Raw genomic sequence first — 18,601 nt, 5'->3', positions numbered from 1 at the left:
GTGGTAAAATATAATTAAGTGTACACGATGAAAAGTTTTATACAGATATGTTTTTTATCTGCTTTGATCTTCCTACTTTCGGGAGTTGATATTATTGCTCAAAATTTACGTGTGGCAGGAGTTGTCAGGGGCAATAATGAAGAGCGTTTGGCGGGGGTTACTATTATAAATAAAGAAACGAAAAAGGTGGTCGGTTTGACGGATGAAGATGGTAAGTATTCTGTTATTGTACCGGTAAATGGCATTTTGAATTTTACATGCCTTGGATATGACGGGCAAGATATAAAGGTAAAAGGACGCCAGATAATTGATGTTGTTTTGGTTTCTACTGCGGTAAAAATACAAGAAGTTTCGGTCGTTGCAAAAATTAAGAATAAGGTTATTTTCGAGCCTTCCGAGATCGAGGTTGTCGGAAATTATTTTCATTTAAGAACTCGTTTTAAAGTACCTGCGGAGATGTTCTCCAGCAATACCCGACTTATCGTTCAACCGACATTATATAATATTACTCATAAAAAGGGTGTTTTGTTAAAACCTGTAGTGACAGATGGGCGAGAATATACGCTTACGCAGGAACGTATGTATGAGTTTGATCTGAAAAACGATCCTTTAGAGCCTTATATACGTAAGAGTGAAATGACTAAGAACGGAGAATTGGTTGCATACCATGATTCTGCCTATATCGAAAATCTTAAAGAAGATTTTCGTGCCGATATTCGATTGTCTCTTGAAAATTATAACCGGATTTTATTTACGGATAGTTTTCAGATAGCTCGGGGACTTGTTAATCCTTTACGTTTTTTTGAATATAAATTGAAAGCGAAGGACATTACGGATGAACGCTATTTCCCGAAACCCGAATTACAGTTGCGTAATGACAGAGGGGAAGTAGAACTTTCCTTTTTACCTGGTAAGGCGGATATCAATGATAGAGATCCGAAAAATGCATCGGAATTGGCAAAATTGAGGGAACGGTTGTCTTCTATAGAAACTAATCCGGATGCAAAATTGCAGACTTTTTCTATCTTGGGTGTTTCTTCTCCGGAAGGGCCTCATGATAAAAACCTTGTTTTGGCTAAAAAACGTATGGATTTGGCGGTAAATCGTATTTTATCGCATTTGAATAAAGAGACTCTGGATTTTTTGAAAATTCAGACAGGTTCGAAGGTTGAAACTTGGCAGACTGCAATCGAAATGATGAGACGAGATTCTCTTTTCGGGCAGGCTCAAGATTTACAAAATATCGTAAATAAATATCCCGATAGTCCGGATAAACAATGGCGGGCAATAATCAGACTCCCTTATTATAGAAGTGTAATCGTACCGCACTATTTGCCTTTAATGAGACGGGTAGAGTATAATTTTGATTATTCGATATATCGTTTTCTCACAGATGCAGAGATCAAAGAACTTTATCTTAAAGATTATAAGCAGTTGTCACGTCATGAATTTTGGCGGATGTTTGAAATCGCTGAGTCGGATGAAGAGAAAGAAACGATTTATAAACAAGCTCTTGAAGTTTATCCTAAATTTATGTTAGCGGCGAATAATCTTTCGGCTCTTTATATAAATCAAGGTAGACCCGATGATTCTATTTTAGAATCATTTATTAGTAAAGATGCTCCTGAAGAGGTCTTAACCAATCAGGCTGTAGCATTGTTGAGCAATTGGAAATATGAAAAAGCTGATTCTGTCGTTTCTTTGATTCCAGACGGAGTTTCTTCGGAATATTTAAAGTCTGTAACTCGTGCGTTAAACGGCAATTATGAAGAAGCACTGGCAACTTTCGGACAAGAAGGTGGCATTAACGAGGTGGTGTTGTTATTAGCATTGAAACGTAATGACGAGGCTTGGGAAAAGGCTCAGAATTTACCTGAAACAGCCCGATCAGAGTATGTTAAGGCAATAGCGGCCAATCGGTTAGATAAAGTAATGGATGCGATCAATCACATAGAAAAGGCTTTTGAATTAGATCCGTCCTTAAGAGATGTGGCCAAAGTGGATGCGGATGTGATGGATTTATTGTGATAAAGAACGTAAATAAAAGATTGAAAGTAATATTGCTATGTCATCATCGAGATATTTCTGGTTGTTTGTTCTGAGTCTGTTTTTTGTATCAGGATTTACTCAAGCTCAGATTAATGGATTGGATTATACTTTGCAGAAGCGACGTAAAGCCGAGAAGTTCGAGTCCGGACGTTTTTCTGACCATATGTTCATATCAGGAGGTTTAGGGGCTAATATGAAGCTGAGTCGTGAAGCTTCCGGTATATATGTCGGTCCTTTGGCTTCTTTTTATGTTGGCAAATGGTTTACTCCGGTTATAGGTTCTCGTGTAGGATTAGATGCCAGTTATATGTCTGTTAATAATGGATTTACTGGGAATAAAGCTGGAATTATCGGCGTTAATTGGGATTATCTTATGAATTTGAGCGCATTTGCCAATCGATATAATCCGGATCGATTATTTGAACTGGTCGGTATTTTGGGTATTAGTTACCATAATGCGTTTCGTCATGCAAGTTATCGCCATGTGTGGGGACTAAGTGGCGGGTTTCAAGGTAAGTTCAATTTATCACCTTTGGTAGATTTGTTTATCGAGCCGGAGTTGTCAATCTATCGAGATAATATTGATGATAGGTCTTCATGGCGTAAATATGATCTTTTCGGATCTGTAATGCTTGGGGTTTCATATAAGATGATCCCTGTCGAGAAACGTGTTACGACAGCATTTTTTCGTCCTTTCCGAAATAATATGTTTATATCCGGAGGGGTAGGTACTCGTGCATTGATTTCGAGACAAATGTTTTCTAATGGCGTTTTCGACTTTTTTGGCCCATCTGCGCAAGTTGCAATAGGAGGATGGATAACTCCGGTTTCCGGAATTCGTTTTTCAGCAGATGGAGGTTTCTCAGATTGGAAAGCTCCTGTGAACGGAGTGCATTATCGATTAAAGACTGTTGGACTGAGAGCTGATTATTTGTTGAATTTCAATACGGCTTTCGGGGGATACAACCGGAATCGTTTATTTGAAGTTGTCGGGGTTGCAGGAATAGAAGGGATTTATGCAAAGAAAAGCACGGATAAGGCGGCGATTGTTCCGGGTGCAGGAATTGGTTTACAAGGAAATCTTCGCCTGACAAAAGATATAGACTTTTACGTTGAGCCTCGTATGTCATTTTATACGAATCGCTTAGCCGGAGGGAAGACTGTGTCGAAATTGGATGCTTTAGGTTCTTTGAGTGTCGGTATAATATATAATACGGTTGAACGGGAAATCCGTAAAAACCAAGATAAATTTGCTGATAGAGTGTTTTCTGATAATATGTTTATTGCTCTTAGCGGAGGTTTAGGGAGAATAGTCTCCAGACCCAAGTTGGGACTTTCTGCTCGGCAAGCTTTAAGTGCCAGAGCGACAATATCTTTAGGAAAATGGTTTACTGCTATTTCCGGTTTGAGAGTTAATGGTACGGGGATGATAATCGGTTCGGCTTTTCCTGCAGGAAAGGCTACCCGTTACAATGCAATTATAGCAGGAGCTGATTATATGTTTAATATAACATCGGTTTTTGCCGGATATAAAGAAGATCGATTATTTAATTTGATCGCAGCTGCCGGTCCATCGGCTTTTTACCGGAATCAAAAAGTCTATCCGGCATTAGAAGCTGGTTTGCAGGCGCAATTTAATGTTACTTCTCATTGGAATCTTTTTCTCGAGCCTCATCTTCTTTGGGTTGCCGATCGGAATGCTCTTTCGGGATTATCGACATATAAAACGGTCCTTCCAACTGTGAATATCGGTGTCGGTTATACATTCCGTGGATATGACCGGGAGACCAGTTGTTCTCTGTTTGAGGGTGAAAAAGGCTTTTCTTATTTTGCTTCTGTTTCGGGCGGAATATCTACTTATGTTAATAATGAAATGTTTCGGAATATGAATGTCGGACCTATCGGCAGGATTTCTTTAGGACGTTGGTTTTCTCCTTTATCGGCATGGCGTTTGTCTTTATCGGGAGAACAAGTTGAAGATCAAAGCGGAGAGTTTACTGTACATGGAGGTTTGGATGCAGATTATATGCTGAATTTGAGTACTCTTGCTGCAGGATATAATCCGGATAGATTGTTTTCGTTAAGCGGTATTTTAGGTGCTAAGTTAGGATTGGGAGTAGCTTCCTCTTATAAAAAGATACGTTTTATTCCGGGAATTTCTGCCGGATTGCAGGGTGCATTTCGTGTAACTCCAGCTTTAGATATATTTTTAGAGCCTCAAATTTCGGCATATTTCAATCGATTTGATGGAATCAGGAATCAGGTGGTTGCCGGAGATTTGCTTTTGGGATTGACCTACAAGTTTAAAAATAGGTCGGAGCGATACTTAAATACGGAAAAGGTTGATAATTCAACGTTCGTTTCGGCTGGCGTTGGTACAGGTGTTTGGGGAAATACCGTTGTTTCCCGTATAGGAAAAGTAAAAGATAAGCTTTCTTTTAATGCAGATGTGTCGTTGGGTTATTGGTTTAATTCTATTTCCGGAGTTCGTTTGTCTTTCGGAACAAATACTTTCCGTCCTGCGGTATGGTATGATGCAGATAAGATGACAATTTTATCTTTACGTAGTGATTATTTAGTAAATCTGACTTCTTGTTTTTCGGGATATGATCCGGATCGATTATTTGATATGATAGGAATTGTGGGAGTCGGAGCTGCTTTCCCGACTAACGTTACAGATGCAAAAACGACATATACGGCGATCGTCGGTATGCAAGCTAAATTCAATATAAATCGTAGATTGAGTATATTTGTTGAACCGAGAGGTTCGTTTTTCGGAGATAAAGTCGATGGAAAAAAATGTTCTGCAAAGTTTGATGCGGCGGCTAATCTCTTGGTCGGTACGACATATTCTTTTTAGAACCGATTAGTAACCAGTCTAAATTTTCCAATAAGAAAATTTAGGCTGGCTAAAAACTCAGTATTTTATTTACTTTTCAAATGCTTTAAATATTCTGATGGGGATATTCCGAATTCTTCTTTGAAACATTGTCTGAAATAGACGGGACTATTCATTCCTACTCTAAAAGCTATTTCAGAAATCGTGTATCTGCCTTCCAACATTAGTTTTTCTGCATTTTGCATTTTTATCTTTCGTACATACTCATTTGTCGAGATTCCGGTTAAGGCTTTTATTTTCCGGTAAAGAGTAGATTTGCTCATGCATAGTTTATCTGCAAGGTAGGTAACATCTATTTTTTCTGATTTAAGATTGTCTTCGATGATTTGTGTGATCTTTTGTATAAATTCATTATCAAGTTGGTTTAGAGATTCGTGAAGTATTATACTTTTATCGGAATTGATGTTTAGGTTGTTACTGAACTGATTAGCCAGTTTTTTACGGGATTCTAATAAATTATGAATACGGCTTCTCAATAAACTCGCACTGAAAGGTTTTGTCAAATACGAGTCTGCACCGGCTAGATAACCTTCTTCTTTATTCTGTAAAGAGTCCTTTGCTGTGAGCATTATAACCGGAATATGGCTTGTGCGTACATCCCCTTTTATGATTTTACAAAAAGTGATTCCATCCATACCGGCCATCATAATATCTGTTACTATAATGTCGGGAATTTGAGAGATTGCCATACGATAACCAGCCTCACCTTCTTCTGCAGTAATGACTTCGAATGAATCGGAGAATGATTCAGATATATATTCGCATATATCGGGATTGTCTTCTACTACTAATAAAATGGGTTTTTCTCCGGAAATGTTATTGTTAAGCATACTATCTTCGGCAGATTCTGTATCGTGGTTACTGTTTTGTTCTTTTTCTTTGGAGTCTGTATGAAGGGCATTCGGATATATATTGTTTATGATAAGAGAAAATCTGAAACTACTACCTTTCCCGAGAATACTTTCTGCATGTATTTCTCCTTGATGTAACTTAACAAGATTTTTTACTAAAGCCAACCCTATACCGGTACCCGATACTTGACGGTCATTCTTGGCTTGATAATATCTTTCAAAGATATGAGGCAACTCTTCGGAAGGAATGCCTTGTCCTGTATCGGAAACTCTGATTTCTGCATAATCTGTATTATTTTTTCGGATAGTATAAAGAGATATGTTGATATAACCTTTCTCCGTATATTTTATGGCATTTGAAATTAAATTGTCGAGTATTATCGTTATGATCTCTTTATCGAAATATAAGGGGAGAGGATCACTTTCGATCGCAATGTTGAATTCAATATTTTTCTTAGGATTCAGTTCTTTGTATTTGAGACCGACTTCTGTAACCAATGCAGCAAGGTTATCTTTACTTACACAAAGTTTTTTGTTTTGTGTCTCTGTTTTGCGAAATTCGAGTATTTGGTTGATTAAATTTAAAAGTCGAATGGCACTATTATGAATGATTGATATCTTTTTTTGTTGATACGGGAGCAGATCTTTATCTTCTTGCAAATCTTCCAAAGGGCCTAAAATTAAAGTTAACGGTGTGCGCAATTCGTGTGTGATGTTAGTAAAGAAACGTAACCGTTCGTTATTCAGTTCTTCTTCTTGTTCGTGATTTTTCTTTTCCAACTCATACAAAAGTTGCATATCCATTTTTTTCTTATAAAGTCTGAAAAGACAGAAAAAGATGCATCCTGCAAAAATAAGATAAAGTGTTTTTGCCCACCAAGATAACCAAATCGGTGGTGTAATATGTATCGGGAGAGTATTGATTTCCTCAGTCCATTCTTGGTTACGAATCCTGGCTTTTATTTGGAATTCATATTCTCCCGGAGGAATATTACGGAATAATACTGTATTTTCATCAACAGTGTACCATGAGTCATCAAACCCTTTTAAGCGATATGCATAGTCAACTAAATTAGCTTGGGAATGATCTTGTACACTGTATGTTAGATTAAAAGTATTTTGTTTATAAGTCAATTTTATACCTTTATTATCTTGTCCATAAAAATTTATAGTATTATTATCTTTATATGTAGATTGTCCGTCAAATACTTTTATTTCGGTAATGATAATAGGTGATACTTTACGTTTGCTTAGAACTGCGCTCGGATCAAAATAACGAGCTCCATTTATAGATCCGAAATAAATAATTCCGTTTTCGTCTTTGGCTACGGCTGCACTGGCAAAATTACCCATCGGGACTTTTTCGAAATAATTGTAATTTATAAATTGTTCGGTGTCTGCCGTGTAACAGCTTATGCCGGCATTGGTGCTAAACCAGATATTTCCTTCATTGTCTTCGGTAATTGCCCGGATGTGAGCATTATGAATGCCGTCTTGCCGGTTATAAACTTTATATTTTCGGTTTTCGTTAGCAGCAAAACAAGCTAATCCGTCTCCGGTTGCTATCCAAATTCTGTTTTTTGAATCTTTGAAAATATGATTTATACAATTGGAACAAAATCCGTTATTTTCATTGAAGTGACCGATAAGATGCATATTTTTTGTGAAAACAGACAATCCTTGTCCGAAAGTGCCGACCCATATTTGACCTTTATTATCCTGAACAATACTACGTATCATATTTTCAGGAAGAGGAGAATTTATTGTAGTATAATGATGTGTATTTTCTTGAGTTTGAGTATTGACGATGAATATTCCGGAACTAGTCCCTATCCACATGTTGTGTTCCTGGTCTTCATAAAAACAACGGGCGTCATGAGTCGTAGCTTCTTTTAAGTTGATATGGGAAAAAGTATTTTTCTCGTTGTTATAGACATCTACACCTCCCATGAATGTACCTATCCATATATTATTTTGTGAATCGCAATATTCACTTGTAACAGAATTATGGCTTAAATTTTTGTTTTCTTCGGTGTAAATGGCTGTACGATTGCCTTTTTCAAAAACATTAATTCCTCCGCCGTCAGTGCCGATCCATAATTTATTATTTTTATCAATACATAGGCTCAGTACGATTCTGTTGTTGAGGTTGTTTTTATACTCTTCGATCGGAGAATAACTATAAGTTCTAAAAAATGGAGGAATATGACCGATAAAATCAACACCTCCTCCGTAAGTCCCGATCCATACATTTTTAAAAGAGTCTTGAAATAAACATCTTACTGTCGGATTGGATAAACTGTAATTATCGCTTCCTACTGTGATATGTTCGGGGTTGATCTGGTTTTGTGATAGATAATATTGGTGTTTGGTATCTATGATAAAAATTCCATTTAGCTCTGTAGCTATCCAGATTTTGTCATTATCCATTTGACGAATATCAAAAACAGCAGATATTGAAGGTATATTTGTAAATTGATTTATAGGGAAAAATTGCTCTGTTTTCGGGTCGAATAAGGCTGCACCTTTTTCAGTTCCTACCCAAATGTTATTCGAATTATCTTTGTATATGCAATTAACTCGGTTACCGGGTATGCTGTTCCTATTTTGGGGATTATGTCTGAAATTCTTTATGCTTTTGGATTTCAAAGAAATAATACTCATTCCGTGTTTTACATGCCCGATATATATATTCCCGTTTTCATCTTCTAATACAGTCCAAGTATTATTGGAGGGTAAATCGGGGAATGTGTTGGTATTGAAATGAACGAACTCTCCGGTATTTTTATTGAAATATTCTATTCCCCGATAGTAAGTACTGAGCCATAGATTCCCGTCTTTTGCAGGGGAGATGTGTGTGACATCGTTTGTAATGAGGCTGCTGGGTATCGAATCGTTATGTGAGAATACGGTTAATTCGTTTTTTTCATAATTATAAGCGTTCATTCCCGCTCGTTGAGTAGCTATCCATATAATAGGCTCTGAGGGGTCGGCATAAATACAGTTCAATTCGTTCCCACTGAGATGATTGGTATGTTTATAATAATTAATAAAACGACTGCCGTCAAATTTATTTAGACCTTCTTCGGTAGCAAACCATAAAAATCCGTCTTTATCTTGAGTAATATTTACGACATAGTTGTTTGATAGACCTTGTTCTATTCCCAATTGTTTGACATAATGGTTTTGGGAATATAAGAAAGTGGAAATAATAATACCGAGACTTATTAATAAAATTTTCATGATTGGTATGTATGTTAGAAATAGGTAATTAAGGCTGTATAAGCCGTTTGTGATGTTTCTATGTAGTTTAAAAATAAATTCGAATAGTTATAAAGCAATCATTTTCAGAATAACCGAAAAAGTTCTATGCGTTATAAAATTCCTTTTGTCTATGCTAATTTACGAATATATCATTTAATCCGTTCTATTTTTTGATGAAATAAGAATATTTTGCATGATTTACTATCTGTATTTGAATGATTTGATATATTCTGTCTTTAAAAAAGAATTCGCTGTTGGTCGTTTTTTTAAGTCAGAAAAACACATTATGCATGAATTGCTATCTGTCAATGCTTAATTTTTGTCTTGTTACTTTGTCGTTGAATCGATAAATTTGTCATAATTAAATTTTTAATAGAGATTGCAGTAATTCTCTATAAAATTGTTTCTGCTATTATAGTGATTGTTGTCCGATTAAGTTGTTTTACTATAATTTTTGTATCATGAAAAAAATGTGTGTTTGTTATGTGGAACGTATCTTCTCTGTATAATCGGTCTTGATTTTTAACTTGGTTAGATGGTGATCGATTGTCTTTGTATCGATTGATTGCATTATTAAGTATTTGGGTCTCCGCTAATGGCGATTATTTGGTAAATGAGAGTTTTTATAGAAATAGTAATTAAAAATAAAAAATATGGATGTAAAGAAACTGTTGATACTTATTGCTTTGACTTTGCCGGGTTGGCTATTGGCTCAAAATTATGCGGATTATAAATTGTATGCATCCTATAATTTTGAACAAGGTACGGCTGAGGACAACCAGTCCAATACGAGTATGGAGCTAAAAGGGGCGAGAATAGTCGATGATCCTGTTCGAGGAAAAGTGCTTTCATTCGACAGGGTTAAGTCTCAGTATGCAGTGATAACGCCTGCACCTGTCATAGGAGATACGTTGTCACTTTCTTTCTGGTATAAACGCAGCTCTTTCGATGGAGATGAGCTATGGAAACAGATTTTTGAATTTTATAGTTCCACTAATGGCAGCAATATTTATTTGATGCCGATATACGGGTATGATGATAATTCAAGTGGTATTGTTTCCTGTGCCAATAAGATCAATAATGGTATTTGGGAGCCGTTATATGGTCCTCGAATAGAAAAGGATAATACATGGCATCATATTGCGTTGGTAGTTGCCGGAGTTTCTTGGAATTATTATCTGGACGGTAAGAAAGTTGGTTCGAAAAAGATCTTAGCTCCTATATCTTTGTTGGATCTGACACATCTTTATTTCGGTGTTAATCCCGATCGTTCACCGCATCCAAGCACCGGATCGATAGATGATGTCAACATCTATCATTATCCGTTGAGTGCGAGTCAGGTAGCTCAAATATATGCGGGCGAAGCCATAACGGAGCCTCTTCCGGAAGGCCCTATAACTTTCCTTTTCGATAATGATTTGAAAGAGGAAGGCGGACGCATCACTATCGAGGGGTCAGGATATTCATTTGAAGAGGATTCACAGAGGGGTCAGGTGGTAAAGTTGGAAGCAGGCGGACAGTTGCAGTTTTCCGATAATATCATTCCCGATGAAGCTTCGACGTTGAATTTTCTGTATAAGAAAGAATCTATTGACGATGCAGATCATGGCAAATATATTTATCGGGCTTTTAAGGATGAAAACAACGGTTATGGCCTTAAGATAAAGGTTGACGGGGATGCAGCCTATGTGGTTTTGGAGACCATCGTAGAAGGGGAGAAGACCGAGACGGTGGGCAGTGAGCTTTTAGAGTCCGGGAAATGGAATGCAATAAGTGTGGTGCATGCGGTAACCCCCAGAATCATTATACGCGTTTATCAGAACGGTAAGCAGACGGCAGCGAAAGTAGCGGTAAATCCTTATAATTTAGGTCTTGATAAATGGTTTTTAGGTAGTACTGTTGCATCAGAGAGTGCCGGAGGGCTTTATGATGAGTTGATGGTCGATGATTATGCGATGGATGTCGAAGATGTTGCCTATTACTATTCATCAACGCTTATGTCTCCGGTCGAAGTAACCGTCGACTGTTCAAATAAATATCAGACAATACGGAATTTCGGATCGTCTGATGCCTGGAATGCCGATTGGTTGGGGCGGCTTTGGCCTGAAGCGAAGAAGAATCGTTTAGCTGAACTGCTGTTCAGTAAAGAGCTGGATGAAAACGGAAATCCGAAAGGGATGGGCCTCTCTTGCTGGCGGTTCAATATCGGTTCGGGTTCGGCAACGCAAGGCGATGATGCAGGAATGGGCGATTCGAAACGTACCGAATGTTTTTTGAATCCCGATGGAACTTATACATGGGAGAGACAGACCGGGCAGCTCTGGTTTCTTAGAAAGGCGGCATTGGAATATGGCGTAGAAGACCTTTTAGGATTTATGAATTCTCCTCCTATATATATGACGAAACACGGTTATGCTTATAATAAAGATAATGGATCAAACTATATTCTTGCGGAAGATAAATACGACGATTATGCGTTATTTGCAGCAGAGGTTGTCGATCATTTTGACAAGGAGGGTATTCATTTCGATTATATCAGCCCGATGAATGAGCCACAGTATGCTTGGGCAGGAGGGCAAGAAGGATCACCGGCTACCGATCAGGAGATTGCAGATGTGATAAAGGCTATGAGCAGTGCGTTTGCGGCAAAACAGTTGACGACACAGTTGACTTTCGCAGAAGCCGGTTTTCTTGGTAGTGCAGAGTCTCAGATTCCGAAATTTTGGGGGAATGAACAGCCGACGATGAAAGTAGCGGGATTGCCGAATGTTTCTAATATCGTATCTGCACATAGTTATTGGGCAGATCAGGATGCTCAGGGCATGTATGATACCCGCGTTAATTTTAGGAAAGCTATGGATGCCGTGAATCCTCCACTCGAATATTTTCAGTCGGAGTACAGTCTTTTGGACGGCGGATACAGTTGGGGGCATCCAGGTTCAGAAGGGGGATTCAGTGAAATAGAATGTGCCATCTCCCTGGCCCGTATGCTGCATGTCGATCTGGTGGTAGCTAATGCTACCGGGTGGCATTGGTGGACAACTTTTGAATCGGGTAGTCATTACGGAGAAAGCCGCTTTGCTTTAATTGAAGCTCCGACGGTAGAAGGTCTTAATGATGGCTTTATTCACGGAACAAAACTTCTTTACACATTAGGACAATATTCCCGATTCGTACGTCCTGGAATGAAGCGGGTGGAAGCGAAACGGTCAGATAATTTAAGTGTTGTCGATGCGTTGAAGAACGATATGTATTCTTCGTACATTAATGAAGCAACGCAGCAAGTCGTAATTATTGCGACAAATTCGAGAACTGTGAAAAGACCGTTTACGTTTAAGGTAGAGAATATATCCGGTAATACAGACTTGGAGTTTACTCCTTATGTGACTTCAGAGGGTGACAATATGAAAGCTTATCCTAAGATTAAAGAAGGCGATGTGTTTAAGATACCCCCTCTTTCAGTGGTGACATTTGTGTCGGGTTCAGGAGATATTTCTTCTGTTACAACGGTAAAGGAGGAAGATAAGAATAGGGATATTCATATTCAGCCGAATCCTGTTAGGGATGAAGTTACGGTTAGTAGTGGAAGTCCTATGAAAAATGTCACTTTATATGATGTTTACGGAAAACTTGTTTACCGGCAATCGGATATAAATGAAAAAATCTGTAAATTATCTTTGTCTGGCTTATTACCGGGAATGTATGTTGTAAAAGTGGAGACAGATAATGGTTGTAAAACACAAAAGATGATAAAGAAATGATTTGAAATGTGTTAGATTATGACTTGAGGAGATATGAATATTAAGAAGTTATTAGTACTTATTGCTTTGACTTTGCCGAGTTGGCTATTGGCTCAAAATTATGCGGATTATAAATTGTATGCATCCTATAATTTTGAACAAGGTACGGCCGAGGACAACCTGTCCAATACGAGCATGGAGTTAAAAGGGGCGAGGATCGTCGATGATCCTGTTCGAGGAAAGGTACTTTCATTCGACAGGGTTAAGTCCCAGTATGCGGTAATAACTCCTGCACCTGTCATAGGAGATACGTTGTCACTTTCTTTCTGGTATAAACGCAGTTCTTTCGATTCGGATGGAGCTTGGAAACAGATTTTTGAATTTTATAGTTCCACTAATGGCAGCAATATTTATTTGATGCCTATGTATGAAAATACGTCATCTTCTGCTATTGTTTGCGATGCTAAATCTTTTAATGAAGGTGTTTGGGAGACGCTGTACGGCTCTCAAATAGAAAAGAACAATACATGGCATCATATTGCGTTGGTAGTTGCCGGAGTTTCTTGGAATTATTATCTGGACGGTAAGAAAGTAGGTTCGAGAAAGATCTTGTCTCTTATATCTTTGTTGGATCTGACACATCTTTATTTCGGTGTTAATCCCGATCGTTCACCGTACCCGAGCACCGGATCGATAGATGATGTCAACATCTATCATTATCCGTTGAGTGCGAGTCAGGTAGCTCAAATATATGCGGGCGAAGCCATAACGGAGCCTCTTCCGGAAGGCCCTATAACTTTCCTTTTCGATAATGATTTGAAAGAGGAAGGCGGACGCATCACTATCGAGGGGTCAGGATATTCATTTGAAGAGGATTCACAGAGGGGTCAGGTGGTAAAGTTGGAAGCAGGCGGACAGTTGCAGTTTTCCGATAATATCATTCCCGATGAAGCTTCGACGTTGAATTTTCTGTATAAGAAAGAATCTATTGACGATGCAGATCATGGCAAATATATTTATCGGGCTTTTAAGGATGAAAACAACGGTTATGGCCTTAAGATAAAGGTTGACGGGGATGCAGCCTATGTGGTTTTGGAGACCATCGTAGAAGGGGAGAAGACCGAGACGGTGGGCAGTGAGCTTTTAGAGTCCGGGAAATGGAATGCAATAAGTGTAGTGCATGCGATAGATGATTCTGAAAGTGTTATGTATATATACCAAAATGGTAAGCAGACGGCTGTAAAGGTAGCGGTAAATCCTTATAATTTAGGTCTTGATAAATGGTTTTTAGGTAGTACTGTTGCATCAGAGAGTGCCGGAGGGCTTTATGATGAGTTGATGGTCGATGATTATGCGATGGATGTCGAAGATGTTGCCTATTACTATTCATCAACGCTTATGTCTCCGGTCGAAATAACCGTCAATTGTTCAAATAAATATCAGACAATACGGAATTTCGGATCGTCAGATGCTTGGGATACGGATTTATTGGGACGTTACTGGCCTGAAGCGAAGAAGAATCGTTTAGCTGAACTGCTGTTCAGTAAAGAGCTGGATGAAAACGGAAATCCGAAAGGGATAGGCCTCTCTTGCTGGCGGTTCAATATCGGTTCGGGTTCGGCAGAACAAGGTGAGGATAGTAAAATATCAAAACCTAGTAGGCGTACCGAATGTTTCTTGAATCCCGATGGAACTTATACATGGGAGAGACAGACCGGGCAGCTCTGGTTTCTTAGAAAGGCGGCATTGGAATATGGCGTAGAAGACCTTTTAGGATTTATGAATTCTCCTCCTATATATATGACGAAGCATGGGTATGCTTATAATGAAGAAAAAAAATGGAATTATATTCTTGCGGAAGATAAATACGACGATTATGCGTTGTTTGCAGCAGAGGTTGTCGATCATTTTGACAAGGAGGGTATTCATTTCGATTATATCAGTCCGATGAATGAACCACAATATGCTTGGAATGATGGAGAACAGGAGGGATCGCCGGCCACCGATCAGGAGATTGCAGATGTGATAAAGGCTATGAGCAGTGCGTTTGCGGCAAAACAGTTGACGACGCAGTTGACTTTTGCAGAGGCTGGTTCTCTTAGTCGTTCGATGTCCCAAATTCCGAAATTCTGGGGAAGTGAGCAGTCGGCGATGAAAGTAGCGGGATTGCCGAATGTTTCTAATATCGTATCTGCACATAGTTATTGGGATGATACTAATGCTGAAAGGATGTATAATACCCGTGTCAAATTTCGCGAAAAGTTGAATACAACAAATACTGATTTGGAATATTTTCAGTCGGAGTACAGCCTTTTGGATAATGGATATACTTGGGGACATCCCGGTAGTCATGGCGGGAATCTTCGTGAGATAGAGTGTGCTATGTCTCTTGCCCGTATGCTGCATGTCGATCTGGTGGTAGCTAATGCTACCGGGTGGCATTGGTGGACAACTTTTGCGCCAGCCAATCATTATGGAGAAAGCCGTTTCGCCCTGATCGAAGCCCAAACGACTAAAGATCTTACGGATGGTTTTTTTAGCGATACAAAGCTTCTTTACACATTAGGACAATATTCCCGATTCGTACGTCCTGGAATGAAGCGGGTGGAAGCGAAACGGTCAGATAATTTAAGTGTTGTCGATGCGTTGAAGAACGATATGTATTCTTCGTACATTAATGAAGCAACGCAGCAAGTCGTAATTATTGCGACAAATTCGAGAACTGTGAAAAGACCGTTTACGTTTAAGGTAGAGAATATATCCGGTAATACAGACTTGGAGTTTACTCCTTATGTGACTTCAGAGGGTGACAATATGAAAGCTTATCCTAAGATTAAAGAAGGCGATGTGTTTAAGATACCCCCTCTTTCAGTGGTGACATTTGTGTCGGGTTCAGGAGATATTTCTTCTGTTACAACGGTAAAGGAGGAAGATAAGAATAGGGATATTCATATTCAGCCGAATCCTGTTAGGGATGAAGTTACGGTTAGTAGTGGAAGTTCTATAAAAAATGTCACTTTATATGATGTTTACGGAAAACTTGTTTACCGGCAATCGGATATAAATGAAAAAATCTGTAAATTATCTTTGTCTGGCTTATTACCGGGAATGTATGTTGTAAAAGTGGAGACAGATAACGGTTGTAAAACACAAAAGATGATAAAAAAATGATTTATAGAAGTCCGGAATATTCCGGACTTCTTTTTTATCGGACATCATATAATTATTCCGGATTCTAAACATTTTATCTCATAGTTTGTTTTAAGTAATAAATCGACATTTATTTACATAATAAAAATAGAATTATGGGAAAAAAAGGAGTTGAAATTCTTACATTGGATGTAAAGAGTTTGATCGATGTTCTGAATCAGGCATTGGCAGAAGAATGGTTGGCATATTATCAATATTGGGTAGGAGCACGTGTAATGAAAGGTCCGATGCATGATGACATTGAAAAAGAATTATTGAAACATGCAGATGAAGAACTTGATCATGCAAAACTGTTAATTGACAGAATTATTCAGTTGGATGGTACTCCGGTTCTGTCGCCTGAAGAATGGTTTAAATTAGCTCATTGTAAATATCTTCCTCCGGTAGATCCTAATATTGAGGCTATATTGAAACAAAATCTCGGATCAGAAAGATGTGCTATTCAGAGATACGAAGATATCGCTAATTTCACTAATGGAAAAGATTTTACGACTTTCAATATCGCTACTCATATTCTTGCAGAAGAATTGGAGCATGAAGAAGATATTGAGTCATGGTTGGAAGATATGCGTATTTTCCGCCAAGAAGTTTGCAAAGCTTAATATGTTGGGGTGTTTTTGATGAAGAAAAGACTTTGTCTGAGTGATCGGGCAGAGTCTTTTTGATATTGTTTGCAGATAAAAATCCTGATTTATTTTATAAATATGAAAAATAGTTTTTAAGTTTGTATTCGTAAGCTTTCTAATACCGAATAGAGAATGACCTTGATAAATAATAAAAATGTATTTGTTCGTATATTTCGATTTTATGTAGACGGATTCAGAAATATGACTTTGGGCAAGACCTTATGGACGATTATTCTGATTAAATTATTTATTATGTTTTTCGTACTGAAACTATTTTTTTTCCCTAATATTTTAAATGCAAATTTCAATACTGATGAGGAGCGGGCCGAGCATGTAGGTATGGAACTTACGTTTCCTGTTCCTGAAAGTAGATAAATACTATAAATTATAAACGTCTGAGTTATGAATGATCTATTTTCTGTTGTGGATTGGTCGAGGGCGCAGTTTGCTTTGACGGCCATGTATCATTGGCTTTTTGTTCCGTTGACGTTGGGGCTGGGAGTTATTGTCGGGATTATGGAGACGATTTATTATCGTTCTGGAGATGAACGGTGGAAACAAATGACAAAATTCTGGATGACTCTATTCGGAATAAATTTTGCCATTGGCGTTGCAACCGGTATTATTTTGGAGTTTCAGTTCGGAACGAATTGGTCTAATTATAGTTGGTTTGTCGGTGATATATTCGGAGCTCCGTTGGCTATTGAGGGAATTATGGCCTTTTTTATGGAATCGACTTTTATTGCAATTATGTTCTTCGGATGGAATAAGGTGAGCAAAGGCATGCATTTGGCTGCTACTTGGTTGACAACTTTGGGTGCTACGATTTCGGCTTTGTGGATATTGGTGGCCAATGCTTGGATGCAGTATCCGGCAGGAATGAAATTTAATCCTGATACCGTCCGCAATGAAATGGATAGTTTTGCAGATGTCGTATTATCACCGGTTGCAATCAATAAGTTTTTTCATACCGTATCTGCAGGTTGGGTATTCGGGGCTATATTCGTTGTCAGTATTAGTGCTTGGTATTTATTAAAGAATAGAGAACGTTTTATGGCTGTCAAAAGTATGAAAGTCGCTTCATGGGTCGGGCTTATAGGAATGATTGTTGTTGCTTATACCGGAGATGGATCAGCGTATCAGGTTGCAGAAAAACAACCGATGAAACTTGCAGCTATGGAAGGGGTATATCATGGAGAAAATAGACAGGGATTGGTCGCTTTCGGCATTCTTAATCCTGAAAAAAAGAGTTATACGGACAATATCGATCCGTTTTTATTCGAGGTGAAAATTCCCGGACTTTTGTCTTTCCTTGCTACTCGCCATATTGACGGTTTTGTACCGGGAATTAATGATATTATCGATGGTGGGTATGAGATGAAAAATGCAAAGGGAGAAGTGATTATCGCCCCTTCTGCGCAAGAACGTATCGAAAGAGGGAAATTGGCTATTAAGGCATTGTCTGATTATAAAGTAGCTCAAAAAGCTGGAGATAAAGCAGCCATGGAAGAAGCGGGAAAACGATTGGAAGAAAATTATTCTGATTTCGGATATGGGTATGTGACTGATATGGAACAATTGATACCACATGTTCCTTTTGTTTTCTATTCGTTTCATGATCATGATTACATTAGCATTCTTCTTCATTGCGCTTTTTCTATTGATATTGGCTTATATCTCTAAAGATAAGTTAGATAAAGCTAAATGGGTATTATGGATCTCTCTCTTATCTCTTCCTTTGGGATATATCTGTCTGGAGTCGGGATGGATTGTTGCGGAGATGGGACGCCAGCCTTGGGTGATACAGGATATTATGCCGACGTTTGCTGCAGTATCGAAAATTCAGACATCTGCAGTACAGACGACATTTTGGATGTTTGCCGTTCTTTTTACGGTATTGCTTGTTGCCGAGATCGGGATTATGTTGAAACAAATAAAAAAAGGACCTGTTCAAAAATAGAA

7 protein-coding genes and 1 pseudogene are annotated in these 18,601 nt (G+C 38.3%); 7 read left to right on the top strand and 1 reads right to left on the bottom strand.

Features of this window, described 5'->3' with window-relative positions; all coding sequences use genetic code 11:
* Positions 1–27 precede the first annotated feature (27 nt).
* Both QUE35_RS05035 and QUE35_RS05030 read left to right on the top strand, forming a co-directional pair.
* On the top strand, positions 28–2,028 hold the full coding sequence (locus tag QUE35_RS05035; protein WP_022601851.1) for a carboxypeptidase-like regulatory domain-containing protein: 2,001 nt from the start codon (positions 28–30) through the stop codon (positions 2,026–2,028).
* 37 nt (positions 2,029–2,065) lie between these two features.
* Entirely contained in the window at positions 2,066–4,909 is a 2,844-nt protein-coding gene (locus QUE35_RS05030; RefSeq protein WP_022601850.1) for a hypothetical protein, read from the top strand.
* A gap of 65 nt (positions 4,910–4,974) precedes the next feature.
* On the opposite strand, the gene QUE35_RS05025 is transcribed toward QUE35_RS05030, so the two are convergent.
* Entirely contained in the window at positions 4,975–9,042 is a 4,068-nt protein-coding gene (locus tag QUE35_RS05025) for a hybrid sensor histidine kinase/response regulator transcription factor (RefSeq protein WP_022601849.1), read from the bottom strand.
* A gap of 674 nt (positions 9,043–9,716) precedes the next feature.
* Here QUE35_RS05025 and QUE35_RS05020 point away from each other — a divergent pair.
* From QUE35_RS05020 to QUE35_RS05000, 5 genes and pseudogenes are all read left to right on the top strand, one after another.
* Positions 9,717–12,824, top strand: a complete 3,108-nt coding sequence (locus QUE35_RS05020; RefSeq protein ID WP_286262762.1) for a glycoside hydrolase — start codon at positions 9,717–9,719, stop codon at positions 12,822–12,824.
* A 33-nt stretch (positions 12,825–12,857) separates the two neighbouring features.
* Complete coding sequence (locus QUE35_RS05015; RefSeq protein WP_286262761.1) at positions 12,858–15,974, top strand: glycoside hydrolase; 3,117 nt, start codon at positions 12,858–12,860, stop codon at positions 15,972–15,974.
* Between the two features lie 134 nt (positions 15,975–16,108).
* Positions 16,109–16,615: a ferritin-like domain-containing protein gene (locus tag QUE35_RS05010; RefSeq protein ID WP_009316473.1), complete on the top strand. Its 507-nt coding sequence runs from the start codon at positions 16,109–16,111 to the stop codon at positions 16,613–16,615.
* Positions 16,616–16,771: 156 nt separating this feature from the next.
* Positions 16,772–17,014, top strand: coding sequence for a DUF4492 domain-containing protein (locus QUE35_RS05005; protein ID WP_022602772.1), 243 nt, complete (start codon positions 16,772–16,774; stop codon positions 17,012–17,014).
* Between the two features lie 27 nt (positions 17,015–17,041).
* Positions 17,042–18,599: pseudogene (locus tag QUE35_RS05000) on the top strand (cytochrome ubiquinol oxidase subunit I).
* Positions 18,600–18,601 lie beyond the last annotated feature (2 nt).

The organism is Coprobacter fastidiosus (assembly GCF_030296935.1).
Classification (GTDB): Bacteria; Bacteroidota; Bacteroidia; order Bacteroidales; family Coprobacteraceae; genus Coprobacter; species Coprobacter fastidiosus.
The sequence above is the reverse complement of the archived record's forward strand: the minus strand, read 5'-3'. Positions and strand labels throughout refer to the sequence as shown.

Excerpts from the sequence above, each read along its gene's own strand:
- QUE35_RS05035 (WP_022601851.1), top strand. The coding sequence starts at position 28 with ATGAAAAGTTTTATACAGATATGTTTTTTATCTGCTTTGATCTTCCTA.
- QUE35_RS05030 (WP_022601850.1), top strand. The coding sequence starts at position 2,066 with ATGTCATCATCGAGATATTTCTGGTTGTTTGTTCTGAGTCTGTTTTTT.
- QUE35_RS05025 (WP_022601849.1), bottom strand. The coding sequence starts at position 9,042 with ATGAAAATTTTATTAATAAGTCTCGGTATTATTATTTCCACTTTCTTA.
- QUE35_RS05020 (WP_286262762.1), top strand. The coding sequence starts at position 9,717 with ATGGATGTAAAGAAACTGTTGATACTTATTGCTTTGACTTTGCCGGGT.
- QUE35_RS05015 (WP_286262761.1), top strand. The coding sequence starts at position 12,858 with ATGAATATTAAGAAGTTATTAGTACTTATTGCTTTGACTTTGCCGAGT.
- QUE35_RS05010 (WP_009316473.1), top strand. The coding sequence starts at position 16,109 with ATGGGAAAAAAAGGAGTTGAAATTCTTACATTGGATGTAAAGAGTTTG.
- QUE35_RS05005 (WP_022602772.1), top strand. The coding sequence starts at position 16,772 with ATGACCTTGATAAATAATAAAAATGTATTTGTTCGTATATTTCGATTT.